The sequence below is a fragment of the Variovorax sp. 10L421 genome, from assembly GCF_056395365.1.
Map to the genome: position 1 here is coordinate 1 of NZ_JBFTJJ010000017.1, position 19,436 is coordinate 19,436.

A 19,436-nucleotide genomic window follows, 5' to 3' on the forward strand; every position below is an offset into this window, starting at 1 on the left:
GCGGGCGTCACGGGCAGCGGCTTCATCGTGCTGGCGGCCACGCTGTCGGCCGTGGGGCACGTGCCGGTGGCGGGCCTTGCGCTGATCCTGGGCATCGACCGCTTCATGTCGGAAGCCCGCGCGCTGACCAACCTGATCGGCAACGGCGTGGCCACGCTGGTCGTCGCCAAGTGGACCGGCGACCTCGACACCGTGCGCATGCACCAGCATCTGAACCAGGAAAGCACCGCCGAAGCCGACGAACCCGAGCGCGTGCTCGACGCCGCCCAGGCGCACATGCCCGCCGGCCAGGCACGGCAGGCCTGACCCTGCCTTCGGCCCCGCCAGGGGCCATCGGGCTGCCACCGATGCGGACGGCCCGGCCTTGTGCAATAACGCTCCCATGATTTCAAGGGAGCCGGGCCTGCATTTCGATGGACCTTTCGACCACACGAGGGGATGGCGCGCCCTGCCGCGCTGGTGTGGCGCGCTGGCGCTGGTGGCCGTGGCCGCCTTCGCCGGCCAGCAGATCGCCATGCAGGCCGGCCTGGCGCGCCTGCGCGAGGCGGCCGAGCACCGGCTCGACATGCTCGCGACCGGGCTCGACGCCGACCTCGCCCGCTTCGACTACCTGCCCGCGCTGCTGGAGATGACGCCCGTCGTGCCGGAGCTGCTCGGCACGCCGTCGGACACGCGCCTGCGCGACGCGGTCAACCGCTACCTCGACGGCGTCAACGCCACGGCCGGCGCCGAGATGCTCTACGTGCTCGACGCCTCCGGCACCTCGCTGGCCGCGTCCGACTGGGACAAGCCCGGCACCACCGTCGGCCAGGACCTGTCGTTCCGGCCCTACGTGATCGACGCGCTGGGGCAGGGCCGGGGCCGCTTCTACGGGGTGGGCATCACCAGCAAGAAGCCGGGCTACTACCTGTCGTATGCGCTGCGCCGCGGCCAGTCCTCGCGCGGGGTGGTGGCCGTCAAGATCAACCTCGAGGAGGCCGAGCGCGCCTGGCGCAAGCTGCCCGGCGACGTGGCGCTGATCGACCAGCGCGGCGTGGTGATCCTTTCCACCCGCGAAGACCTCAAGTTTCGCCCGCTGCTGCCGCTCGATGCGCTGCAGCGCGCCGAGGTGCTGCGCTCGCGCCCCTACGGCGAGGCCAGCCTGCAGCCGCTGCAGTGGACGCAGAAGGAGGCGCTGGACCGCGACGTGCAGGTGATCTCGCTCGACGGCGTGGACCAGCTCGCGTCGGCGCGCATCCTGCGCGGCGCACCGTGGCAGCTGGTGGTGCTCGACGACCTCGCGCCGCTGCGCACGGCGGCACGCTACGCGGCGATCACCGCCAGCCTGGCGATGGCGGTGCTGCTGCTGGTGGCCGTCGCGCTGTGGCAGCGCCGCCGCGCGGTGCGCCAGAAGCTGGCCAGCCAGGCTGCGCTGCAGGCGGCGCACGACACGCTCGAATCGACCGTGGTGGCGCGCACCGCGCAGCTGCGCGCGGCGCAGGGCGAGCTGGTGCATGCCGGCAAGATGGCCGCGCTGGGCCAGATGTCGGCCGGCGTGGTGCACGAGCTCAACCAGCCGCTCACGGCCATGCGCACGCTGTCGGAAAGCGCCGTCATCCTGCTCGACAAGAACCGCATCGACGACGTGCGCGGCAACCTCCAGCGCATCCGCAACATGGTCGACCGGCTTGCGCGCCTGACCTCGCAGCTGCGCACCTTCGCCTACAAGGGCGAGGTGCCGCTGGCGCCGGTGCTGTTGTCGCAGGCGATCGCCGAAGCACAGGCGATCGTCGCCGACGCCGCAAAGAAGCAGCGCGTTGCCATCGAGGTCGACGTGCAGCCCGCGGCGCTGAGCGCCATGGCCGAGGACGCCGCGCTGGGCAGCGTGCTCGCCAACCTGATGCGCAACGCCATCGACGCCATGCAGGACGCGCCGCTGCGCACGCTGCGGCTGGAAGCGCGGCCGAAGGAGGGGCGCGTGCTCCTTTCGGTGACCGACACCGGCCCGGGCATTCGCCCCGATATCCTGCCGCGCCTGTTCGAACCCTTCGTCACCGGCAAGGCCGCGGGTTCCGGGCTGGGCCTGGGGCTCGTGATCTCGGCACAATTGGTGCGCGCCATGGACGGCACGCTGCGCGCGGCCAACCTGGATGGCGGCGGCGCATGCTTCGTCATCGACCTGCCCGCCGCCATTGCCGTGATCCACAACCCGCCCGCACCCTCTCATTCACCCCCCCTTTCCACTGCACAACAGGAGTGACCCCCAAGTGAGCGAAGCCCCTGCCATCCGGGTGCTGCTGGTCGAGGACGACGAAGACGTCCGCATCAGCACGACCCAGGTGCTGACCCTGGCCGGTTTCGAGGTCGAATCCTTCGCGAGCGCCGAGCGCGCGCGCCCGCACATCGGTTTCGGCGTGCCGGCCGTCGTGGTCAGCGATGTGCGCCTGCCGGGCCTGAGCGGCACCGAGTGGCTGCCCGAGCTGCGCAACGTCGATGCCGAGCTGCCCGTGATCCTGGTCACAGGCCACGGCCACATCGCGATGGCCGTGCAGGCCATGCGCGAGGGTGCCTACGACTTCATCGAGAAGCCTTTCAGCTCCGAGCGGCTGGTGGCCATCGTGCGCCACGCCATCGAGCGCCGGCAGCTCAGCCTGCAGGTGCGCGCGCTGCGCGACGCGCTGGAAAACTGGCAGGGCATCCAGTCGGTGCTGATCGGCCGTTCGGCGCAGATGCAGCAGGTGCGCCAGACCGTGAAGACGCTGGCCGAGACCTCGGCCGACGTGCTGGTCTACGGCGAGACCGGCACCGGCAAGGAGCTGGTGGCGCGATGCCTGCACGACCACAGCGCGCGCCGCCGTCAGCATTTCGTGCCGCTCAATTGCGGCGGCCTGCCGGAGTCGCTGGCCGAGAGCGAGCTGTTTGGCCACGAGGCCGGCGCCTTCACCGGCGCCAACCGCGTGCGCGTGGGCAAGTTCGAATACGCCAGCGGCGGTACGCTGTTCCTCGACGAGATCGAGAGCATGCCGATGGCGGTGCAGATCAAGCTGCTGCGCGCGCTGCAGGAGCGCAGCATCGAGCGCATCGGCTCCAACAAGACCATTCCCTTCGATTGCCGCGTGGTGGCCGCGAGCAAGGACGACCTGAAGGCCATGAGCGACCAGCAGAAGTTCAGGGCCGACCTGTACTACCGCCTGGGCGTCGCCTTCATCGAGCTGCCGCCGCTGCGCGAGCGGCGCGAGGACATCCCGCTGCTGTTCGAGCACTTCACGCTGCAGGCCGCGAGCCGCTACGAGCGCCCCGCGCCGCTGCTGAGCAACGCGCAGCTGGCCGACCTGATGGCCTACGCCTGGCCCGGCAACGTGCGCGAGCTGCGCAACGTGGCCGACCGCTTCGTGCTGGGCCTGCTCGGCGAGCGCCTGACGCAGACGCGCGGCGGCAACGGCGCCGACGGCGTGCCGACCTTGCCGCGCGGGCTGCCGCAGCAGGTGGAATCGTTCGAACGCGCGGTGATCGTCGAGGAGCTGCGGCGGCAGCACGGCGACCAGCCCGCCACGGCCGCCGCGCTCGGCATCGCGCGCCAGACGCTGCACGACAAGGTGCGCAAGCTCGGCCTGACGGTGGACGAATTCAAGCCCGCGGCCTGACCGGTAGCACGGCCGCCGTCAGAAGGGTTCGACAGGCAGCGCGCGCTTGTGCGCGCTCCTGCGGTGCGTCGCAAGAATGATCCGGCGGGCTTCGGCCGACACCGGCTTGCCTTCGAGGAAGTCGTCGATCTGCTCGTAGGTGACGCCGAAGGCGTCTTCGTCGGGCTTGCCCGGCACCAGCGATTCGAGGTCGGCGGTCGGCACTTTGTAGACCAGCGCGTCGGACGCGCCCAGCAGTTGCGCCACCGCGCGCACGCGGCGCTTGTTGAGACCCGTGAGCGGCGTGATGTCGGCCGCGCCGTCGCCGAACTTGGTGAAGAAGCCCATCAGCGCCTCGGCCGCGTGGTCGGTGCCGATGACGATGCCGTCGTGCGCGCCGGCCACCGCGAACTGCGCGATCATGCGCTGGCGCGCCTTGATGTTGCCGAGCACGAAGTCTTCGTGCGCCGCATCGCGGAACGCCAGGTCGCCGGCCTTCAGCGCCGCGAGCATGCCGTCGGCGGCGGGGCGGATGTCGACGGTGATGGTGCGGTCGGGCTTCATCACTGCGAGCGAGGCCTGCGCCTCGGCTTCGTCCTTCTGCACGCCGTAGGGCAGGCGCATCGCGATGAAGGTGGCGTCGTAGCCTGTGGCGCGCAGCTTTTCGACGGCGCGCTGCGCGAGGCAGCCGGCAGTCAGCGAATCGACGCCGCCGCTGATGCCCAGCACCAGCGTCTTCAGGCCGGTCTGCTTCAGGTAGCCGGCGAGAAAGTCGACGCGCCGTTCCAGTTCGCGGGCGGCATCGAAGACGGGCGCGACGTGCAGCGCGGCGATGATCTCGCGCTGCGTGTCGTCGACGGGAGTGAGGTCCTGATTCATACGGCGATTCTTCCTTGCATTCTTTCAGTGGAACACCGCGGAACCGGCTTTGCCGGGCCGCAGGTGTTGCCCCCGGCAGGGGGCGAAGCGACACGAAGCGCGCGAAGCCTGGGGGCGAGCTTAAAAATCCACGAGGCTCAGGCCGATGCTCAGGACGGTCCGCTTGCGGTTGTAGTCCACCAGCGTATCGCCATAGCCCGAGAACAGCTGCGTGTGGAAGCGCAGGTTGCTCTTGGTCGGGTCGCCGATGGCCTTGAGCCATTCGAGGCGCACCGAGCCGCGGCCGCTGTCGCGCAGGTTGTTGCGCACGGTCACGGCGAGCTGGTTGTCGCGGTTGAGGTTCCAGCGGCCGGTGAGCTCGGCGCGGCCGATGTAGTCGGAGATGTCGGGGTTGTCGTCCTTGGCGGCGCTCTCGGAAACGCGCTTCCAGATACGCCCGGTGATGGTGAAGCGGTCGTCGAGCTCGGCGCCGCCCATCAGGTAGACGCGGTTCCAGCTGCGCGACAGCGGCAGGGTCTGGCCGTTCGACTGGTGCACGATGCCAAGGCCCGAATAGCGCCAGCGCCAGCCCCCGGGCAGCTTGAAGTCGGTCGGGTAGACGTACATCAGCTCGGGTTCGTGGTCGGTGGTGCGGAAGGGCCGCGAGATGGCGCCGTTGAACAGCTGCCACGTCGACTGCTGGCTGTAGGCGAACCACAGCGAATCTTTCCTGTTGGCCGGATCGTTCTGCGTGAGCATGCCCTGGGCGAGCTTGGTGCGCACCGACAGGCCGATGCGCATTTCGTTGGCCTGGTAGGCCACCGGATCGGCGGTGTGGCCGGCCGAGGGCGAGGTCGGCGTCTCGGGTTTCTTGGTGGCGGCCGAGACCGACACGTTGAGCGGGCGGTAGCCGCGGAAGCCGAAGGTGCCGCAATCGGTGGCCTCCTCCAGTTCCCAGAAGCGCGAGAGCACCGAGTACTGGCGGTCGCGGCAGCCTTCGGCGGTGGCGACCGAGACGACGCGCGTGGCCGGGATCGAGGCGTCCACCGGCGGCTGGGTGTTCGCCAGCACGGGCGGCGCGGCGGGAACCGACACCGAGGGCAGCGTCTGCTGCTGCGACCAGCGGTCGAAGCAGGCCAGGCGCGCCTCGTTGTTGGCACCGAGTGCGGCGCACTGCTGCCAGGTGAGCTGGGCGTCGGCCAGCGGACTCGCGGGCTTGTCCACGGCCTGTGCGTGCGCCGTGGCGCCGCCGCCGAGGCAGGCGGCCACGGCCGCGAGCGCGGCCAGGTTGAAGTGAGGTTGTCGTCGTGTCGTCGTCATTGCTTTCCTTCCTGCGCGACTGTCTTGCTGAGCACGAACGGGTGCGTGCTCTCGTCCGCGGCGTTGCGCCACGTGCCCCTGAATTCGCGCCCGCACGAGCCGGCCTGTAGCTTGCCCGACCAGACGGCGCTGATGGCGCGGCCGTCCTGTGATTCATCGATGGAGAGCGCGCCTTCGTCGTCCACGTCGCCCGCGAGCTGCGCGACCGCGGCTTTCGCAGGGTTGGCGCCGTGGCGTGTGATGGTTCCGCGCACGCCGTCGTAGTCGGGGTGCTTTCCGAGCTGCACGGCGGCCACGGCCGGCAGGCCGTCGAAGTGCGCATCCCAGCGGCCGTAGAGCGATTGCAGCGGCAGGTCGCGCGCGTCGGCGGGGCAGTCGGCGCTGCCCCGCACGGAGGCGCAGCCCGACAGCGAAAGAAGAACGGCGCCGGCCAGCAGCGCGGAAAAGCTGTTCGCCTTCATGACGCTGCCGCTGCCTTCGCCGCGTTGTCCTGTGCCTTGCGCGCGAACTCGGCGCGCAGCGCCTTGAGTTTCTCGCGCGGGTCTTCCTTGATGGTTGTCTTGTCGAGGCCCATCTCGGCGATGAAGCGGCTCGGCACGCAGGGCACCATCTCGCGGCCCTGCTTGCGCTTCTTGGTCCAGCTCACGGCCAGGCTGCGCTGCGCGCGCGTGATGCCCACGTACATCAGGCGGCGCTCTTCCTGCAGGCGCTGCAGCGTGTCGTCGCTCACCACCTTCTGGCGGCCGTTGTCGTCCTCGAGCTTGAAGGGCAGCAGGCCCTCGGTCACGCCGATCAGCATCACGTGCGGCCATTCGAGGCCCTTGGAGGCGTGCAGCGTCGAGAGCGTGACCACGTCCTGGTCCTGCTCGCGCTCGCTGATGGTCGACAGCAGCGAGATGGTCTGCGCCACTTCGAGCAGGCTCTTGCGCTCGGTCTCGACGTTGTCGTTGGCGCCCGAGGCATCGTCGAGCGTGCCGCCGGCGCGCTGCGACATCCAGTCGACGAACTCCAGCACGTTGGTCCAGCGCGAGGCCGCGGCGGCCTCGCTGTCCTCGCCGTCGTAGAGGTGCTTCTCGTAGTCGATCTCCTTGAGCCAGTCGAGCATGAAGGTGCGCGAGTCTTCGGCGCCCATGGTGCGGCGCGCGCGGTATTCCAGGTCGTTGATGTAGCGGCCGAACTCGTGGATGCCTTCGAGCGTGCGCTTGGGCATCACGCTCGGCAGCGAGGGGCTGAATAGCGCCTCGAACAGGCTCAGCTTGTACTGGCTCGCGAAGGTGCCCAGGCTCGCCAGCGTGGTGTGGCCGATGCCGCGCTTGGGCGTGGTGATGGCGCGCAGGAACGCGGGGTCGTCGTCGTTGTTGACCCACAGGCGGAACCAGCCGCACAGGTCCTTGATCTCGGCGCGGTCGAAGAAGCTCTGGCCGCCCGACACCTTGTACGGAATCTGCGCCTTGCGCAGCGCCTGCTCGAACACGCGCGCCTGGTGGTTGGCGCGGTACAGGATCGCGAAGTCGCGGAACTCCTTGTACTGCTTGCCCTGCGCGATGACGTCGCCCGCGCGGATGCTGACGATGCGCGCCACCGCGCGCTCGGCCTCGTGCACTTCGCTGTCGGCATCGACGATGCGCACCGGCTCGCCTTCGCCGAGCTCGGAGAACAGCGTCTTCGGAAACAGCTTGGGGTTGGGGCCGATCACGTTGTTGGCCGCGCGCAGGATGGCGCTGGTGGAGCGGTAGTTCTGCTCCAGCTTGATGACCTTGAGCGTGGGGTAGTCGACCGGCAGCTTGCGCAGGTTGTCGAGCGTGGCGCCGCGCCATCCGTAGATCGACTGGTCGTCGTCGCCCACGGCGGTGAAGTGGCCGCGCTCGCCGGCCAGGGCCTTGAGCACTTCGTACTGCGTGGCGTTGGTGTCCTGGTATTCGTCCACCAGGATGTGGCCGAGCGCGGCTTGCCACTTGGCGCGCACCTCGGGAAATTCGTAGAGCAGCTTGAGCGGCATGCCGATCAGGTCGTCGAAGTCCACGCTCTGATAGGCCGCGAGGCGCTCTTCGTAGCGCGCCATGATCTTCGCGGTGATGCGCTCGTTGTCGTCGGCAGCCTGGGCTTCGGCCTGCGCGGCGTTCAGGCCCATGTTCTTCCACTTGCTGATGGTCCACTGCCAGATGCGCGCGGTGGCCGCATCGGTGGTGCCGCCGGCGTCCTTCAGGATCTTGGTGACGTCGTCGGAATCGAGGATGCTGAAGGCCTTCTTCAGGCCGAGCACCGCGCCGTCCTCGCGCATCATGCGCACGCCCAGCGCGTGGAAGGTGCAGACCACGACCTTGCGCGCGTCCTTGCCGATCAAGTCCTTCGCGCGCTCGCGCATCTCGGCGGCCGCCTTGTTCGTGAAGGTGATGGCCGCGATGCGCTGCGGCTCGATGCCCGACTGGATCAGCCGGCCGATCTTGTGCGTGATCACCCGCGTCTTGCCCGAGCCCGCACCGGCAAGCACCAGGCAGGGACCATGCATGTAGTTGACCGCTTCTTGTTGCGCGAGATTGAGACCGTGAGACATGGGAGAAAAAGAACCGGGAAGGCCGCGAAGAAGGCCGTGGGGAACGGCTGGCGCAAAGCGGGCAATGATACGGGGCCGGCCTTTGCGGGGTTATAGCCCGGACACCCCCATGCAGCCCTGGAGCGGCCCGGCGACAGCGGACCGGTGCCGCCTGTAGTCCTTGTTACTTTCCCTTTCTTTGCGCCGAGCGCGGCCGCACCGCCCGCGTCGTCCAGTGGACGACGGGGGACTGCCTTCTTCAGCTTTCCGCTCGCGGCGCGCGCGCTATGGGGTCAGCACGCCGAGCTTGTACGGATCGGCATCGGCGAGGCGCTCGCACTTCGAGAAGTCGCGGCCCTGCGTGCCGTCGCAGTAGTAGGTGTTGTAGACACGCCCGAAGAGCGTGGGACTGGCGGTGAAGAGCACGCCGTGGTCGGGCTGCCAGTTGTCCTTGGGCGGCGGGGCGCTCGCTTCCACCGGCTTGGCCGCCGACCCGGCGGTCGGCGTGAAGTCGGCGAGCGTCTTGTGGGTTTCGTCGCCGCGCCAGCGCACCGCGAGCTCGGCAGCCGTGGGCCGCGCCGCCACCGGCAGCAGGATGCCGTTGACCTGCGGGCCGTAGCCGAAGCGGTGCGTCCTGCCCGCCAGGAAGGCATAGGCACAGGCCGCCATGCACTGGCCGCGAACCTCGGTCTGCACGCCGCTCGCACGGATGGCGTCGGCAAAGGCGCCGGCCGCTTCGGCGGTGCCGCCGAACGAATCCTTGAAGACCACGACATGCACCGTGCCGCTGGTCAGCTGCTCGGTGAATTCCTTGATGGCGCTGCCGTCGAGCATGCCCGACACCAACAGCCGGCTGCCCTGCACCTCCAGTTCGGCCGCGCAAGCCGAAGGCACGCCCGCGATGCAGGCGAGGCTCGAAGCGAGCGAGAGGACCCAAACAGAGAAAGACGACGGTTTCACGGCGACCCTTGCCTTTGCGACGAGCGAGCTTGCTTGGAACACGGTCCCCGCGGGGGGCTGGCGCTGTGACAGCTTGGCCAGCGCCGGGGTATGGCGTCAACTCTTTTTTCACAAATTTTCGGGTAGGCCGAGGCAGGCCGTAAGGCATAGCTATCGCTATCACTTCAGATGAATACTTGAGTTTGCAGATGAGCTGCTACAGTGTTTGCAAGTCAAAGATGTGAATGGAGCGCGCGATGGCAATTCTTTCTCGCATCCTGCTGTGGTTGGCCTGGCTCTTCGTGGTCGGCTGGTTCTGGCATGCCGACAGGTTCGGCACCGCCACCGCGATAGCGCTCGCCGCGCTGAGCCTCGTGGTGTTCGCGTGGCCCGGGAGCATCGTGCGGCGCAGGCATGGCGAGCTGCGCTACGTCGACATGGGCAAGGAGCCCGTCGGCCACCACTGAAACCGCGGCTTCAGGGTCGCTGGCGTTCCAGGTTCAGATGCTGTGCGGGTCGACGTCGACCAGCCAGCGGATCACGCCCTTGCCCTCGGGCGTGCGCCGCAGTTCGTGCAACAGCGGCTGCCAGGCGGCCAGCAGGCGCTGCAGCGCCGCCCGCGAGGGGCTTTCGATCAGCATCTGCGCACGCTCCACGTTCGCCACGCGCTGGATCGCCAGCGGCACGGCCGGGTAGCGCGTGACGAGCTCGGCACCCGGCAGCGCCTCGGCCTTGTCCGCGGCCGTGTTCAGGAAGCCCTGCGCCACCGGCTGCTCGCGCGCGTCGGCCCGCAGCAGCGCCTGGAACGCGAACGGCGGCATGCCGGCGGCGCGGCGCTCGTCGAGCTGCTGCTGCGCGAAGCTGGCGTAGTCGTGCCTGCGCAGCGCCATGAACAGCGGGTGCTGCGCATGGTGCGTCTGGATCCACATCTCGGCCTTGGCGCCTTGCGCGGCGAGGTAGGCGGCGTCGCGGCCTGCGCGGCCGGCCGACTGCATCAGCAGGCTGAACAGCCGCTCAGGCGCGCGGAAGTCGCTGGAGAACAGCGCACCGTCGGGGTTCACCGCGGCCACCAGCGTGATGCGGCGGAAGTCGTGGCCCTTGGCGATCATCTGCGTGCCGACCAGCACGTCGACCTCGCCCGCGTGAACGGCCGCGAGCTGTGATTCGAGCGCGCCCTGTTTCTTTGTGCTGTCGGCGTCGATGCGCGCGATGCGCACCGCACTCCCGTCCGGGTGCTTCACGCCTGCGAACAGCTCGGCCAAGTGTTCTTCGAGCCGTTCCGTGCCGCGGCCCACAGGCGCGATGTCGGGGTTGCCGCAGGCCGGGCAGGCGCGCGGCACGCGCTCGGTGAAGCCGCAGTGGTGGCAGCGCAGCGTGCGGTCGATCTTGTGGAACACGCGGTAGGCGCTGCAGTGCGGGCACTCGCTCTTCCAGCCGCAGTCGCCGCAGGCCAGCACCGGCGCATAGCCGCGCCGGTTCAGGAAGATCATGCTCTGCTCGCCGCGCGCGATGCGCTGGCCGATGGCGTCGAGCAGCGCGGCGGAAATCACCGTTTTCGGCGGCTGCAGGTTCATGTCGACGAGCCGCACGGCGGGCAGCTCACCGGCGCCGATGCGCGAGGGCATGGCCAGCCGCACGTAGCGCCCGCCCGGGTCGTCGCCCTCGGCGGGCCGGCTCTGGTGCCAGCTCTCGAGCGAGGGCGTGGCCGAGCCCAGGATCACCTTGGCCTTCTCGCGCTGGCCGCGCCACACGGCGAGGTCGCGCGCCGAATAGCGCGCGCCTTCCTGCTGCTTGTAGCTCGGGTCGTGCTCCTCGTCGACCACGATGAGCTTCAGCCCCGGGATCGACGCGAACACCGCCATGCGCGTGCCCAGCACGATGCGCGCCGCGCCGCCGTGCGCCGCCAGCCAGCTCGCGAGCCGCTGCGGATTCGTCATGCCGCTGTGCAGCGACACCACGGCCTCGTCGCCGAAGCGGGCCTTGAAGCGGGCTTCGAGCTGCGGTGTGAGGTTGATCTCGGGCACCATCACCAGCGCCTGCGCCTCGGGGTCGCGCGCGAGCAGGTCGGCTACGCAGCGCAGGTAGACCTCGGTCTTGCCGCTGCCGGTGCTGCCGACCAGCAGGAAGGTGCCCGTTTCTGCCTCGATGCGCGCCAGCGCGGCGGTCTGCTCCGCGCTCAGCGCGATCAGGTTGGCGGATTCGGCCGTCTCGGCCACCGGCCCGGCCGCTGTCCTGCGCTTGAGCCGGCGCGCCAGCTGCGCGGTCGACAGGTCGCGCAGCTGCGGCGGCAGCGCGGCCAGCGCGATCTCGCCGATCGAGCGCTGGTAGTAGCGCGCGGCAAAGGCCACCAGGTCGCGCCAGGCCTCGCCCAGCGGGGCCAGTGCGTCGAGCGCCGCGCCCACGGGCTTCAGCGCCATGTCGGGCTCGGCGCCCACCAGCGAAACCGGCTCGTTCCAGACCACGCCCAGCACCTCGCGCTTGCCCAGCGGCACCCGCACCAGCGTGCCCGGCACCAGCGGCTCGGTGCCGGCGTAGCTCAGCAGGTCGCCGAGCGCGGCATGCGCGGGCGTCTGCACCGCGATGTCGAGCCGCCACGGCAGGGCCGGCGAAGCGCCGTCCGTCGTCTGGTGAGCCCCGCCGAGGGGTGAGCCGGCTGTGGAGATGAGCGGTCCTTCTTGGAAAGGTTTGTTAATGCGACTTTGAGCAAAAGCGCTTAAGTCGTTGATTTGTCTGGGCTTTGAGGCCCATCCAGAGTTTCTGTGGATAACTTTGTTGACAAGCGGGCTCGACTCGCTGCGAGGCCTTGAAAATCAAGGCTCTGGCTGGAATGCCCGGAAAAAAAGCAAAGTTCAAATCCTATATAAATCAACAACTTAGCTTCGCTATTTCTTTAGGAGCAAAGAAAGAGGCCACTCAGATAATCTTGCGCGGTGCAACACCTGTTTTGTGCATAAGTCAGCGCTGATAGACCGTTTTTGTGCTTGACAAACGGCTGCGAACCCATTTTCGGGCAGGCCTGGCGCCATCGCCGGCCCGCCTCGGGTGACGACTTCAACTGCGCAGCGCGCGCGACTGGGCGTGCACCGCCTGCACCAGCGCCGCCACATGCTCCGGAGGCGTGAACTGGCTGATGCCATGGCCCAGGTTGAAGATGTGGGTCGGGCCCTTGGCGTTGCGGTCGGCATGGGGCTTGCCGAAGGCGTTCAGCACCTTCGCCACCTCGGCCTCGATCTGCGCGGGCGGCGCGAACAGCACGTTGGGGTCGATGTTGCCCTGCAGCGCCTTGGCCTTGCCGTCGGTGCCTTCAGCGATCTGCCTGCGCGCGGTGGCGAGGTTCACGGTCCAGTCGACGCCGAGCACTTCGCAGTCGAGCTCGCGCATGGCGTCGAGCCACAGGCCACCGCCCTTGGTGAACACGATGCGCGGCACGGGCTGGCCGTCGGCGCCGGTGCGTTTGAGGCCGGCCAGCACGCGGGCTGTGTAGGCGAGGCTGAATTCCTGGAACGCGCCGTCGGCCAGCACGCCGCCCCAGCTGTCGAACACCATCACGGCCTGCGCGCCGGCGTCGATCTGGGCGTTGAGGTACGTGGCCACCGAGTCGGCATTCACGGCCAGCAGGCGGTGCATGAGGTCGGGGCGTCCGTAGAGCATGCTCTTCACGAGGCGGTAGTCGCTGGAACCCGCGCCTTCCACCATGTAGCAGGCCAGCGTCCACGGGCTGCCCGAGAAGCCGATCAGCGGCACGCGGCCGTCCAGCGCCTTGCGGATCGAGGCCACGGCATCGAACACGTAGCGCAGCTTGTCCATGTCGGGCACTTCGAGCGCGGCGACGGCCGCCTCGTCGCGCACCGGGTGCGCGAAGCGCGGGCCCTCGCCGGCCTCGAACGACAGGCCCAGGCCCATCGCGTCGGGCACCGTCAGGATGTCGGAGAACAGGATGGCCGCGTCCAGCGGGTAGCGCGCCAGCGGCTGCAGCGTGACCTCGGTGGCGTAGTCGGTGTTGGTGGCCAGCCCCATGAAGCTGCCCGCCTTGGCGCGCGTGGCGACGTACTCCGGCAGGTAGCGGCCGGCCTGGCGCATGAGCCAGACGGGTGTGTGGTCGGTGGCCTGGCGCCAGCAGGCTCGCAGGAACGTGTCGTTTTGCAGGGGGGCGAAAGGCATTCCGCGATTGTCGCAGGGGTGTGTCCCGGCTCCCCGCAGCCCGGCCTATCGCCTATCGATGCGCTCAGACCACCGGCACGCGCCGCGCATCGGCCGGGTCCACGTTGCGCCGGTACAGCAGCAGCGTCGCAATCAGCCCGCACACCGCGGCGGCCGTCATCCACAGCCCCGGCGCGCCCTTGTCGCCGGTCATCTCGATCAGCCCTGTCGCGATCGCCGGCGTGAAGCCGCCGAACAGCGCCGTCGCCAGGCTGTACGCGAGCGAGAAGCCGGCGGTGCGCACGTTCACCGGCATCACCTCGGTGAGCGCCACGACCATCGCGCCGTTGTAGCTCGCGTAGAGGAACGACAGCCACAGCTCGACCTCGAGCATGCGTACAAAACTCGGCGCGCCGACCAGCCACTTGAGCGACGGGTACGCGGTCAGGATGGTCAGCACCGTGAACAGGATCAGCAGCGGCTTGCGGCCCACGCGGTCCGACAGCGAGCCCATGATCGGCAGCCAGATGAAGTTGGAAATGGCCACGCACAGCGTGACGATCAGCGCGTCGGTCGTGCTCAGGTGCAGCACGGCCTTGCCGAAGGTGGGCGTGTAGACGGTGATCAGGTAGAACGACACGGTGGTCATCGACACCAGCATCATCCCGGCGAGCACGAGGCCCCAGTTGGCGATCATCGACTGGAAGATCTCGCGCGCGTCGGGCCGGTGCTTGCGCGCCATGAACTCCTCGGTCTCCTGCAGCGAGCGGCGGATGATGAACAGCGCCGGCACGATCAGGCAGCCCACGAAGAACGGAATGCGCCAGTAGAAGTCGCCGATCTCCTGCGGCGTGAAGGTCACGTTGAGCCAGTAGCCGAGCGCAGCCGCCACGACGATGGCCACCTGTTGGCTGGCCGACTGCCAGCTCACGTAGAAGCCCTTGCGGCCCGGCGTGGCCATTTCCGACAGGTACACCGACACGCCGCCCAACTCCACGCCGGCCGAGAAGCCCTGCAGCAGCCGGCCGACCAGCACCAGCAGCGGCGCGACGAGGCCGATGGTGGCGTAGGAAGGTACGCAGGCGATCAGCAGCGTGCCGACGGCCATCAGCGCGAGCGTGACGATCAGGCCCTGGCGGCGGCCGACGCGGTCGACGTACGCACCGAGAAAGATCGCGCCCAGCGGCCGCATCAGGAAGCCCGCGCCGAAGGTCATGAACGTGAGCATCAGCGAGGCGAACTCGTTGCCCGCGGGGAAGAACGCCTTCGAGATCTGCGTGGCGTAGAAGCCGAACAGGAAGAAGTCGAACATCTCCATGAAGTTGCCGCCGGTCACGCGCAGGACAGTGGCGAACTTGGAGGAAGAGGCGGAGGAGGCGTGGGCGGCCGTGCCCGGTTGCGCGGCGGTGGGCGCAGGATTCATCTGGTTGTCCCCTTGGGCGATATTGGCGATGTGCTCGCCCGAGGGTAGGTGGGCTTCCCGACCGCTGGCTGACTGTGCGAGTCAGGTAGCTGTCACTGGCAGCGTCACGCGCGAGGCCCGGGCCCCGAGGACGAGGACGCTCCATGTCACATCTGCGCGGCCGAGCATGTCCTCGCGCTGGCCTAGAAATCGGCGCCGCAGACCGTGCGCTTCGGCAAGCTCGCAGGTCTCCTGAGCCGACACCTCGAACATCCGCCGGCCCGCGGGCACGGGGCCATGGCGCAGCGACATTGCAATCTGCCCGCCGTCGGCCACCAGTCCGGCAAGGGCCGCCATCGCGGCGCGACGTTCCGCGTCGTCGAGGTGCATCCAGACGGCGGTCAGCAGGATCAGGTCGTATCGCTCGCCGAGCGCCCGGGTGCGATGCAGGCCGGGCAGGTGGTCGTCGACCCACTCGATGGGCAGCGCGGCGTGGCGGCGCAGGCCTTCGGCGCGGAGTTCGGCGGTCGGTTCCACGGCCACGACCCGGTGGCCCAGCGCGGCCAGCGCCGCCGCGTCGCGCCCGGCGCCGGCGCCGATGTCGAGCACGCGGGCCGGCGGCGGGGGAAAGAGATGCAGCACCTCGCGGTGTACGTCGGCGAAGTGCAGGCTTTCGTACTGGGTGGCCAGCGCCGCGGCGTTGGCTCCGTATCCGGCGGTGCCCGGGACTTGCGTCATCCGGGTCGGGCTCAGGTCTTGTACTTGATCGAGCAGCCGTAGGGCCGCGTGCTGGCGGCCGAGATCGGCTTGCCGCCGAAGGCCTCGCCCAGTGCCAGGTTCACGTAGTTGGTCGCGGTCTTGATGTCGTCCGCCCGCGCCGAGGCGATGCTGTCGATGCCGCCCGCGTACACCAGCGTGCCCTTGGGGTCGATGATGAAGATGTGCGGCGTGGTGCGCGCGCCGTAGACCTGGCCGATGACGCCGTCCTCGTCCATCAGCACGGCGGTGGGCGCGGCCTTCTGCGACTTCATCCAGGCGTCGAGCGCCTCGGGCTTGAGGTAGTCGGTGGCGGCGCGCTCGGTGGAATTGATGGCCAACCACACCACGCCCTTGTCGGTCGCGGCCTTCTGGGTGGCGGGCATGTTGCCGCTGCCGTAATGCTTGCGCACGAAGGGGCAGCCGGGGTTGGTCCATTCGAGCACCACGAACTTGCCCGCGAAATCGGACAGCTTGTGCTTGGCGCCGCTGGTGTCGACGGCGATGAAATCGGGCGCCTGCTGACCCACCGCGGGCGCGGCGGCGGCATTGGTACCCATCAGGAAGGTGGCGCCGAGCGCCACGGCGGCGGCAACGACCGCACGGCGGGAGGCCCGGCTCAGTGCGGCGCGGGCATGGCGCGCGGCACGGCGGGAGCGCGAGTCTGTGGTTGGCGAAAGAGACATGGCCAGCTTGAACTCCAGAACAAATTCCAAACAACAACTGCAGCTTAGAACGGTTTCTTCAAGTGCATGTGACAACCCATGTCACGCTGGTGGTCAAAGCGCGGCGAGGGCGGCGCGGACTTCGTCCTTTCCCAATATCTCGGTCAGCACGACGGGCGGCTTGCCCGGCGCCTGCAGCACGTACACCGGCACGCCGCTGCGGCCCAGCGCGGTGAGCGCGGCGGTGATGGCGGGGTCGCGCCGGGTCCAGTCGGCGCGCAGCATGGCGACCTTCTTCGCGTCGAAGTCGGCCAGCACCGCGGCATCGGAGAGCGTGCTCTTCTTGTTGTACTGGCAGGTCACGCACCACGCAGCGGTGAAGTCGATGAACACCGGCTGGCCGGCGCCCGACAGCTCGGACACCCGCTCGGCGGACCAGGGCTGCCAGCGCTGGCCGGCAGTGCCGGATGCCGCCGCCAGCCGGGCCGGCTCCACCACCTGCAGCACATTGCGGCCGATGGTGGCGGTCAGCACGGCCGTGAAGCCGATCAGCACGGTGGCGATCACGACCCGCGTGCGCCCGCGCAGCGTGAGCGCCCAGACGATGGCGGCCAGGCACACCAGCAGCGCGAGCAGCGTGCCCGCGCCGTCGATGCCGCTTTGCTGGCCCAGCACCCACACCAGCCACGCCACGGTGGCGAACATCGGAAAGGCGAGCAGGCGGCGCAGCGTGCCCATCCACGGGCCGGGCTTCGGCAGCAGGTACGCCACGGCGGGCACGAAGCCGGCCACGAGGTACGGCAGCGCCAGCCCGAAGCCCAGCGCCGCGAACAGCAGCAGCGCCTGGCCGGCCGGCAGGCCGATGGCGAAACCCAGTGACACGCCCATGAACGGCGCGGTGCAGGGCGAGGCGATGACCACGGCGAGCACGCCGGAGAGGAAGTCGTTGGCCAGCGGGTGCTTGGCCTGCGCGCTGCACACCGACGAGGGCGCGGCGCGGCCGAACTCGAACACGCCCACGAGGTTGAGCCCGATCAGTGTGAACAGCGCCGCCAGCGCAGCGACCACGCCCGGCGACTGCAACTGGAAGCCCCAGCCCAGCCCGGCGCCGGCCGCGCGCAGCGCCAGCATGCCGCCGCCCAGCGCGAGGAAGGACAGCATCACGCCGCCGGTGTAGGCCAGCCCGGCCTTGCGGTGCGCGCTGGCGTTGCCCGCCTGCCGCGCGAAGCCCAGTACCTTGATCGCGAGGATCGGGAACACGCAGGGCATGAGGTTGAGCAGCAGGCCGCCGATCAGCGCGCCCAGCAACGCGGCCATGAAGGTGGTCGAGGAGGGCGCGGGAGCATCGCCGGCCGGGGCTGTTGCCTTGGCTGCATTGGCGGTGAGCGCAGCCTGCAGCGCCGGCGACACCTCGGCGCGCGGCGCAGTGCCTGCCGGCCAGGCGCCCGTGACCGGCGCTTCGGCGCGCCAGGCCACCGGCTGGCCGGCCTGCCGGTCGGACTCGGCCAGCGCCACCACCACCGGCATCACCGTGGGGCTCGCGCTGCGCTGATCGGCCAGCGGCAGCGTCGCCGTCCAGGTGCCGCCCTGCCAGGATTGGGTCCAGTCCTTGCCGGAGACGGCCGCGGTGCGGATCACCTCGGGGGTCTCGGGGAAGAAGCCCAGCGTCTTGCCCTGCACGGCGGCGGGCAGGCCTTCGAGGCGCACTTTCAGGTTGTGGCCATCGACCTCGATGGTGCCGGCCTTGGCCAGCGGCTGCGGCTGGGCCGCCAGTGCGGCGTCGAACTCGGCCTTGTGCAGCGCGGTCGAGCCCTGCAGCGGCAGGGGCAGCGTGAACGTGCCTTCTTCGGGGATGCATTCCTTGCGGCAGACCAGCCAGGAAGCCTTGAGCCGGATGTCCATGGCCGGCGTGCCGCCGCCCAGCGCCACCGGCGGCTTGTAGAGCGTCGACACCTCCAGCGGCACCGGCAGCAGCACGGTGTTTTCGTAGCCGTAGTTGGCGAGGTTGCCGACCGGGATCTTCGTCGGCACCGGCCAGGCGATCTCGCCGGTGGACACGCCGGCCGGCAGCGTCCACGCCATCTCGGTGGGCAGGCCCGAATCGCCGGCGTTCTTCCAGTAGGTGTGCCACTCGGGCTGGTGCGTGATCTGCAGGCCGACCCAGACCGGGGCGCCGGGCGCCACGCCGTCGGGGGCGTGGGCGATCAGTTCGGCGCGCACGTGGGGGGTGGTCACCACGGCGCCTGGTTTGGAAGCCAATTGCGCCGCAGCCGGCATGCTGGCTGCGGCGGTTGCTATCAGAAGCGTAGCGAAATGGATGCGCGAAAAGATCATGCCGTCAGTCGGAGCATTCAATGGGGGCGAAGTTCCGGGCCGTTTCAGGCCACCGCAGGGGCCCAGCCCAGCACCACGCGGCGGCTGTTGGCGCTCTTCTTCTCGATCTTGGTGACCATCACCGCCCCGATCTCGGAAGTGTTTGCAACATGCGTGCCGCCACAGGGCTGGAAGTCGATCTGGGCATCGCCGTCGCCGCCGATGCGGATGGTGCGCACCGTGCCCGTGCCGCGCGGCGGCTGCACGCTCATGCTCTTGACCAGCGCGGGGTTGGCGTCGAGTTCCTCGTCGGTGATGGCGCCCACGGTCAGCGGATGGGCCGCTTCGACCAGTTTCGCGAGCCCGGCGGTCAGCGCTTCCTTGTCCAGCGGATCGGTCATGTGGAAGTCGATGCGCGCGTATTCGGGCGTGATGGAGCAGCCGTTCACCGGCACCGGCACGAGGTGGCACAGCAGGTGGGAGGCGGTGTGGAAGCGCATCAGGCGATGGCGGCGCTCCCAGTCGAGGCGGGCGGTCACGGTGTCGCCGGGCTTCAGCGCGGCCAGCAGGTCGGCTTGTTCCGGGGCGGGCACGTGCACGAATTCATTCGTCGGCTGGCCTTCTTCGTTCCTGGCCTTGCGGGTGTCGGCAATGACCAGTTCGCGCCCGTCGGCCAGCGCCAGCACGCCGGTGTCGCCGGCCTGTCCGCCGCCCAGCGGATAGAACACCGTGCGGTCCAGCACGATGCCGGTTTCGTCGACGCGCAGGACGCGGGCGTCGCAGGTGCGCAGGTAGGCGTCGGCTCGGAACAGGTCGTCGGTCATCCGGCGATGGTAGCGGCGATGCGCAAATGAGGTGCGCCCACGCCAGAAAGCGCCCGTGGCCGACAACCCCGGGGCTGCCCGGCT

Annotated in this window: 16 protein-coding genes; 4 read left to right on the top strand and 12 right to left on the bottom strand. The window is 69.4% G+C overall.

The features are described 5' to 3' along the window. From AC1DFC_RS20560 to AC1DFC_RS20570, 3 genes are all read left to right on the top strand, one after another. Positions 1–306: cation:dicarboxylate symporter family transporter (locus AC1DFC_RS20560; protein ID WP_478179886.1), on the top strand; the 306-nt coding region annotated here is incomplete at its 5' end. A gap of 76 nt (positions 307–382) precedes the next feature. Further along, positions 383–2,239 carry a sensor histidine kinase gene (locus AC1DFC_RS20565; protein ID WP_478179887.1) on the top strand — a complete coding sequence of 619 codons (1,857 nt, stop codon included), beginning with the start codon at positions 383–385 and terminating at the stop codon, positions 2,237–2,239. Between the two features lie 7 nt (positions 2,240–2,246). Continuing rightward, a complete protein-coding gene (locus tag AC1DFC_RS20570) occupies positions 2,247–3,623 on the top strand; it encodes a sigma-54-dependent transcriptional regulator (RefSeq protein ID WP_007838873.1) in 1,377 nt (458 codons plus the stop codon). Positions 3,624–3,641: 18 nt separating this feature from the next. Here the strand turns inward: AC1DFC_RS20570 and nadE are convergent, their stop codons facing one another. The 5 genes from nadE to AC1DFC_RS20595 form a co-directional block, all read right to left on the bottom strand. Beyond that, the gene (gene nadE, locus AC1DFC_RS20575) at positions 3,642–4,481 is read right to left on the bottom strand and encodes an ammonia-dependent NAD(+) synthetase (protein ID WP_007838875.1); all 840 of its coding nucleotides are present in this window, start codon (positions 4,479–4,481) and stop codon (positions 3,642–3,644) included. Positions 4,482–4,601: 120 nt separating this feature from the next. After that, complete coding sequence (locus AC1DFC_RS20580; RefSeq protein WP_007838877.1) at positions 4,602–5,780, bottom strand: phospholipase A; 1,179 nt, start codon at positions 5,778–5,780, stop codon at positions 4,602–4,604. Next, on the bottom strand, positions 5,777–6,241 hold the full coding sequence (locus AC1DFC_RS20585) for a hypothetical protein (protein ID WP_007838878.1): 465 nt from the start codon (positions 6,239–6,241) through the stop codon (positions 5,777–5,779). The genes AC1DFC_RS20580 and AC1DFC_RS20585 overlap by 4 nt, the downstream gene beginning before the upstream one ends. After that, positions 6,238–8,334 carry an ATP-dependent helicase gene (locus AC1DFC_RS20590; RefSeq protein WP_007838879.1) on the bottom strand — a complete coding sequence of 699 codons (2,097 nt, stop codon included), beginning with the start codon at positions 8,332–8,334 and terminating at the stop codon, positions 6,238–6,240. The genes AC1DFC_RS20585 and AC1DFC_RS20590 overlap by 4 nt, the downstream gene beginning before the upstream one ends. 264 nt (positions 8,335–8,598) lie before the next feature. After that, positions 8,599–9,273, bottom strand: coding sequence for a hypothetical protein (locus AC1DFC_RS20595; RefSeq protein ID WP_478179888.1), 675 nt, complete (start codon positions 9,271–9,273; stop codon positions 8,599–8,601). Between the two features lie 236 nt (positions 9,274–9,509). Between AC1DFC_RS20595 and AC1DFC_RS20600 the strand changes: the two genes are divergently transcribed. Next, entirely contained in the window at positions 9,510–9,719 is a 210-nt protein-coding gene (locus AC1DFC_RS20600) for a hypothetical protein (RefSeq protein ID WP_007838881.1), read from the top strand. Positions 9,720–9,752: 33 nt separating this feature from the next. Here AC1DFC_RS20600 and priA read toward each other — a convergent pair whose 3' ends face one another. The 7 genes from priA to AC1DFC_RS20635 all read right to left on the bottom strand — a co-directional run bounded on the left by priA (position 9,753) and on the right by AC1DFC_RS20635 (position 19,352). Continuing rightward, entirely contained in the window at positions 9,753–11,852 is a 2,100-nt protein-coding gene (gene priA / locus AC1DFC_RS20605) for a replication restart helicase PriA (protein ID WP_478179924.1), read from the bottom strand. A gap of 451 nt (positions 11,853–12,303) precedes the next feature. After that, positions 12,304–13,413, bottom strand: coding sequence for a uroporphyrinogen decarboxylase (hemE, locus tag AC1DFC_RS20610; RefSeq protein WP_478179889.1), 1,110 nt, complete (start codon positions 13,411–13,413; stop codon positions 12,304–12,306). Positions 13,414–13,477: 64 nt separating this feature from the next. Further along, positions 13,478–14,815 (bottom strand): MFS transporter, encoded by a 1,338-nt coding sequence (gene tcuC, locus AC1DFC_RS20615; protein ID WP_007838887.1) that lies wholly within the window; start codon positions 14,813–14,815, stop codon positions 13,478–13,480. A gap of 81 nt (positions 14,816–14,896) precedes the next feature. Further along, a complete protein-coding gene (locus AC1DFC_RS20620; RefSeq protein ID WP_007838889.1) occupies positions 14,897–15,532 on the bottom strand; it encodes a methyltransferase domain-containing protein in 636 nt (211 codons plus the stop codon). Positions 15,533–15,543: 11 nt separating this feature from the next. Further along, positions 15,544–16,236 (bottom strand): thioredoxin family protein, encoded by a 693-nt coding sequence (locus AC1DFC_RS20625; protein WP_478179890.1) that lies wholly within the window; start codon positions 16,234–16,236, stop codon positions 15,544–15,546. A gap of 93 nt (positions 16,237–16,329) precedes the next feature. Beyond that, positions 16,330–18,549, bottom strand: a complete 2,220-nt coding sequence (locus AC1DFC_RS20630) for a protein-disulfide reductase DsbD family protein (protein ID WP_478179891.1) — start codon at positions 18,547–18,549, stop codon at positions 16,330–16,332. A 44-nt stretch (positions 18,550–18,593) separates the two neighbouring features. Then, on the bottom strand, positions 18,594–19,352 hold the full coding sequence (locus AC1DFC_RS20635; protein ID WP_478179892.1) for an alanyl-tRNA editing protein: 759 nt from the start codon (positions 19,350–19,352) through the stop codon (positions 18,594–18,596). Positions 19,353–19,436 lie beyond the last annotated feature (84 nt).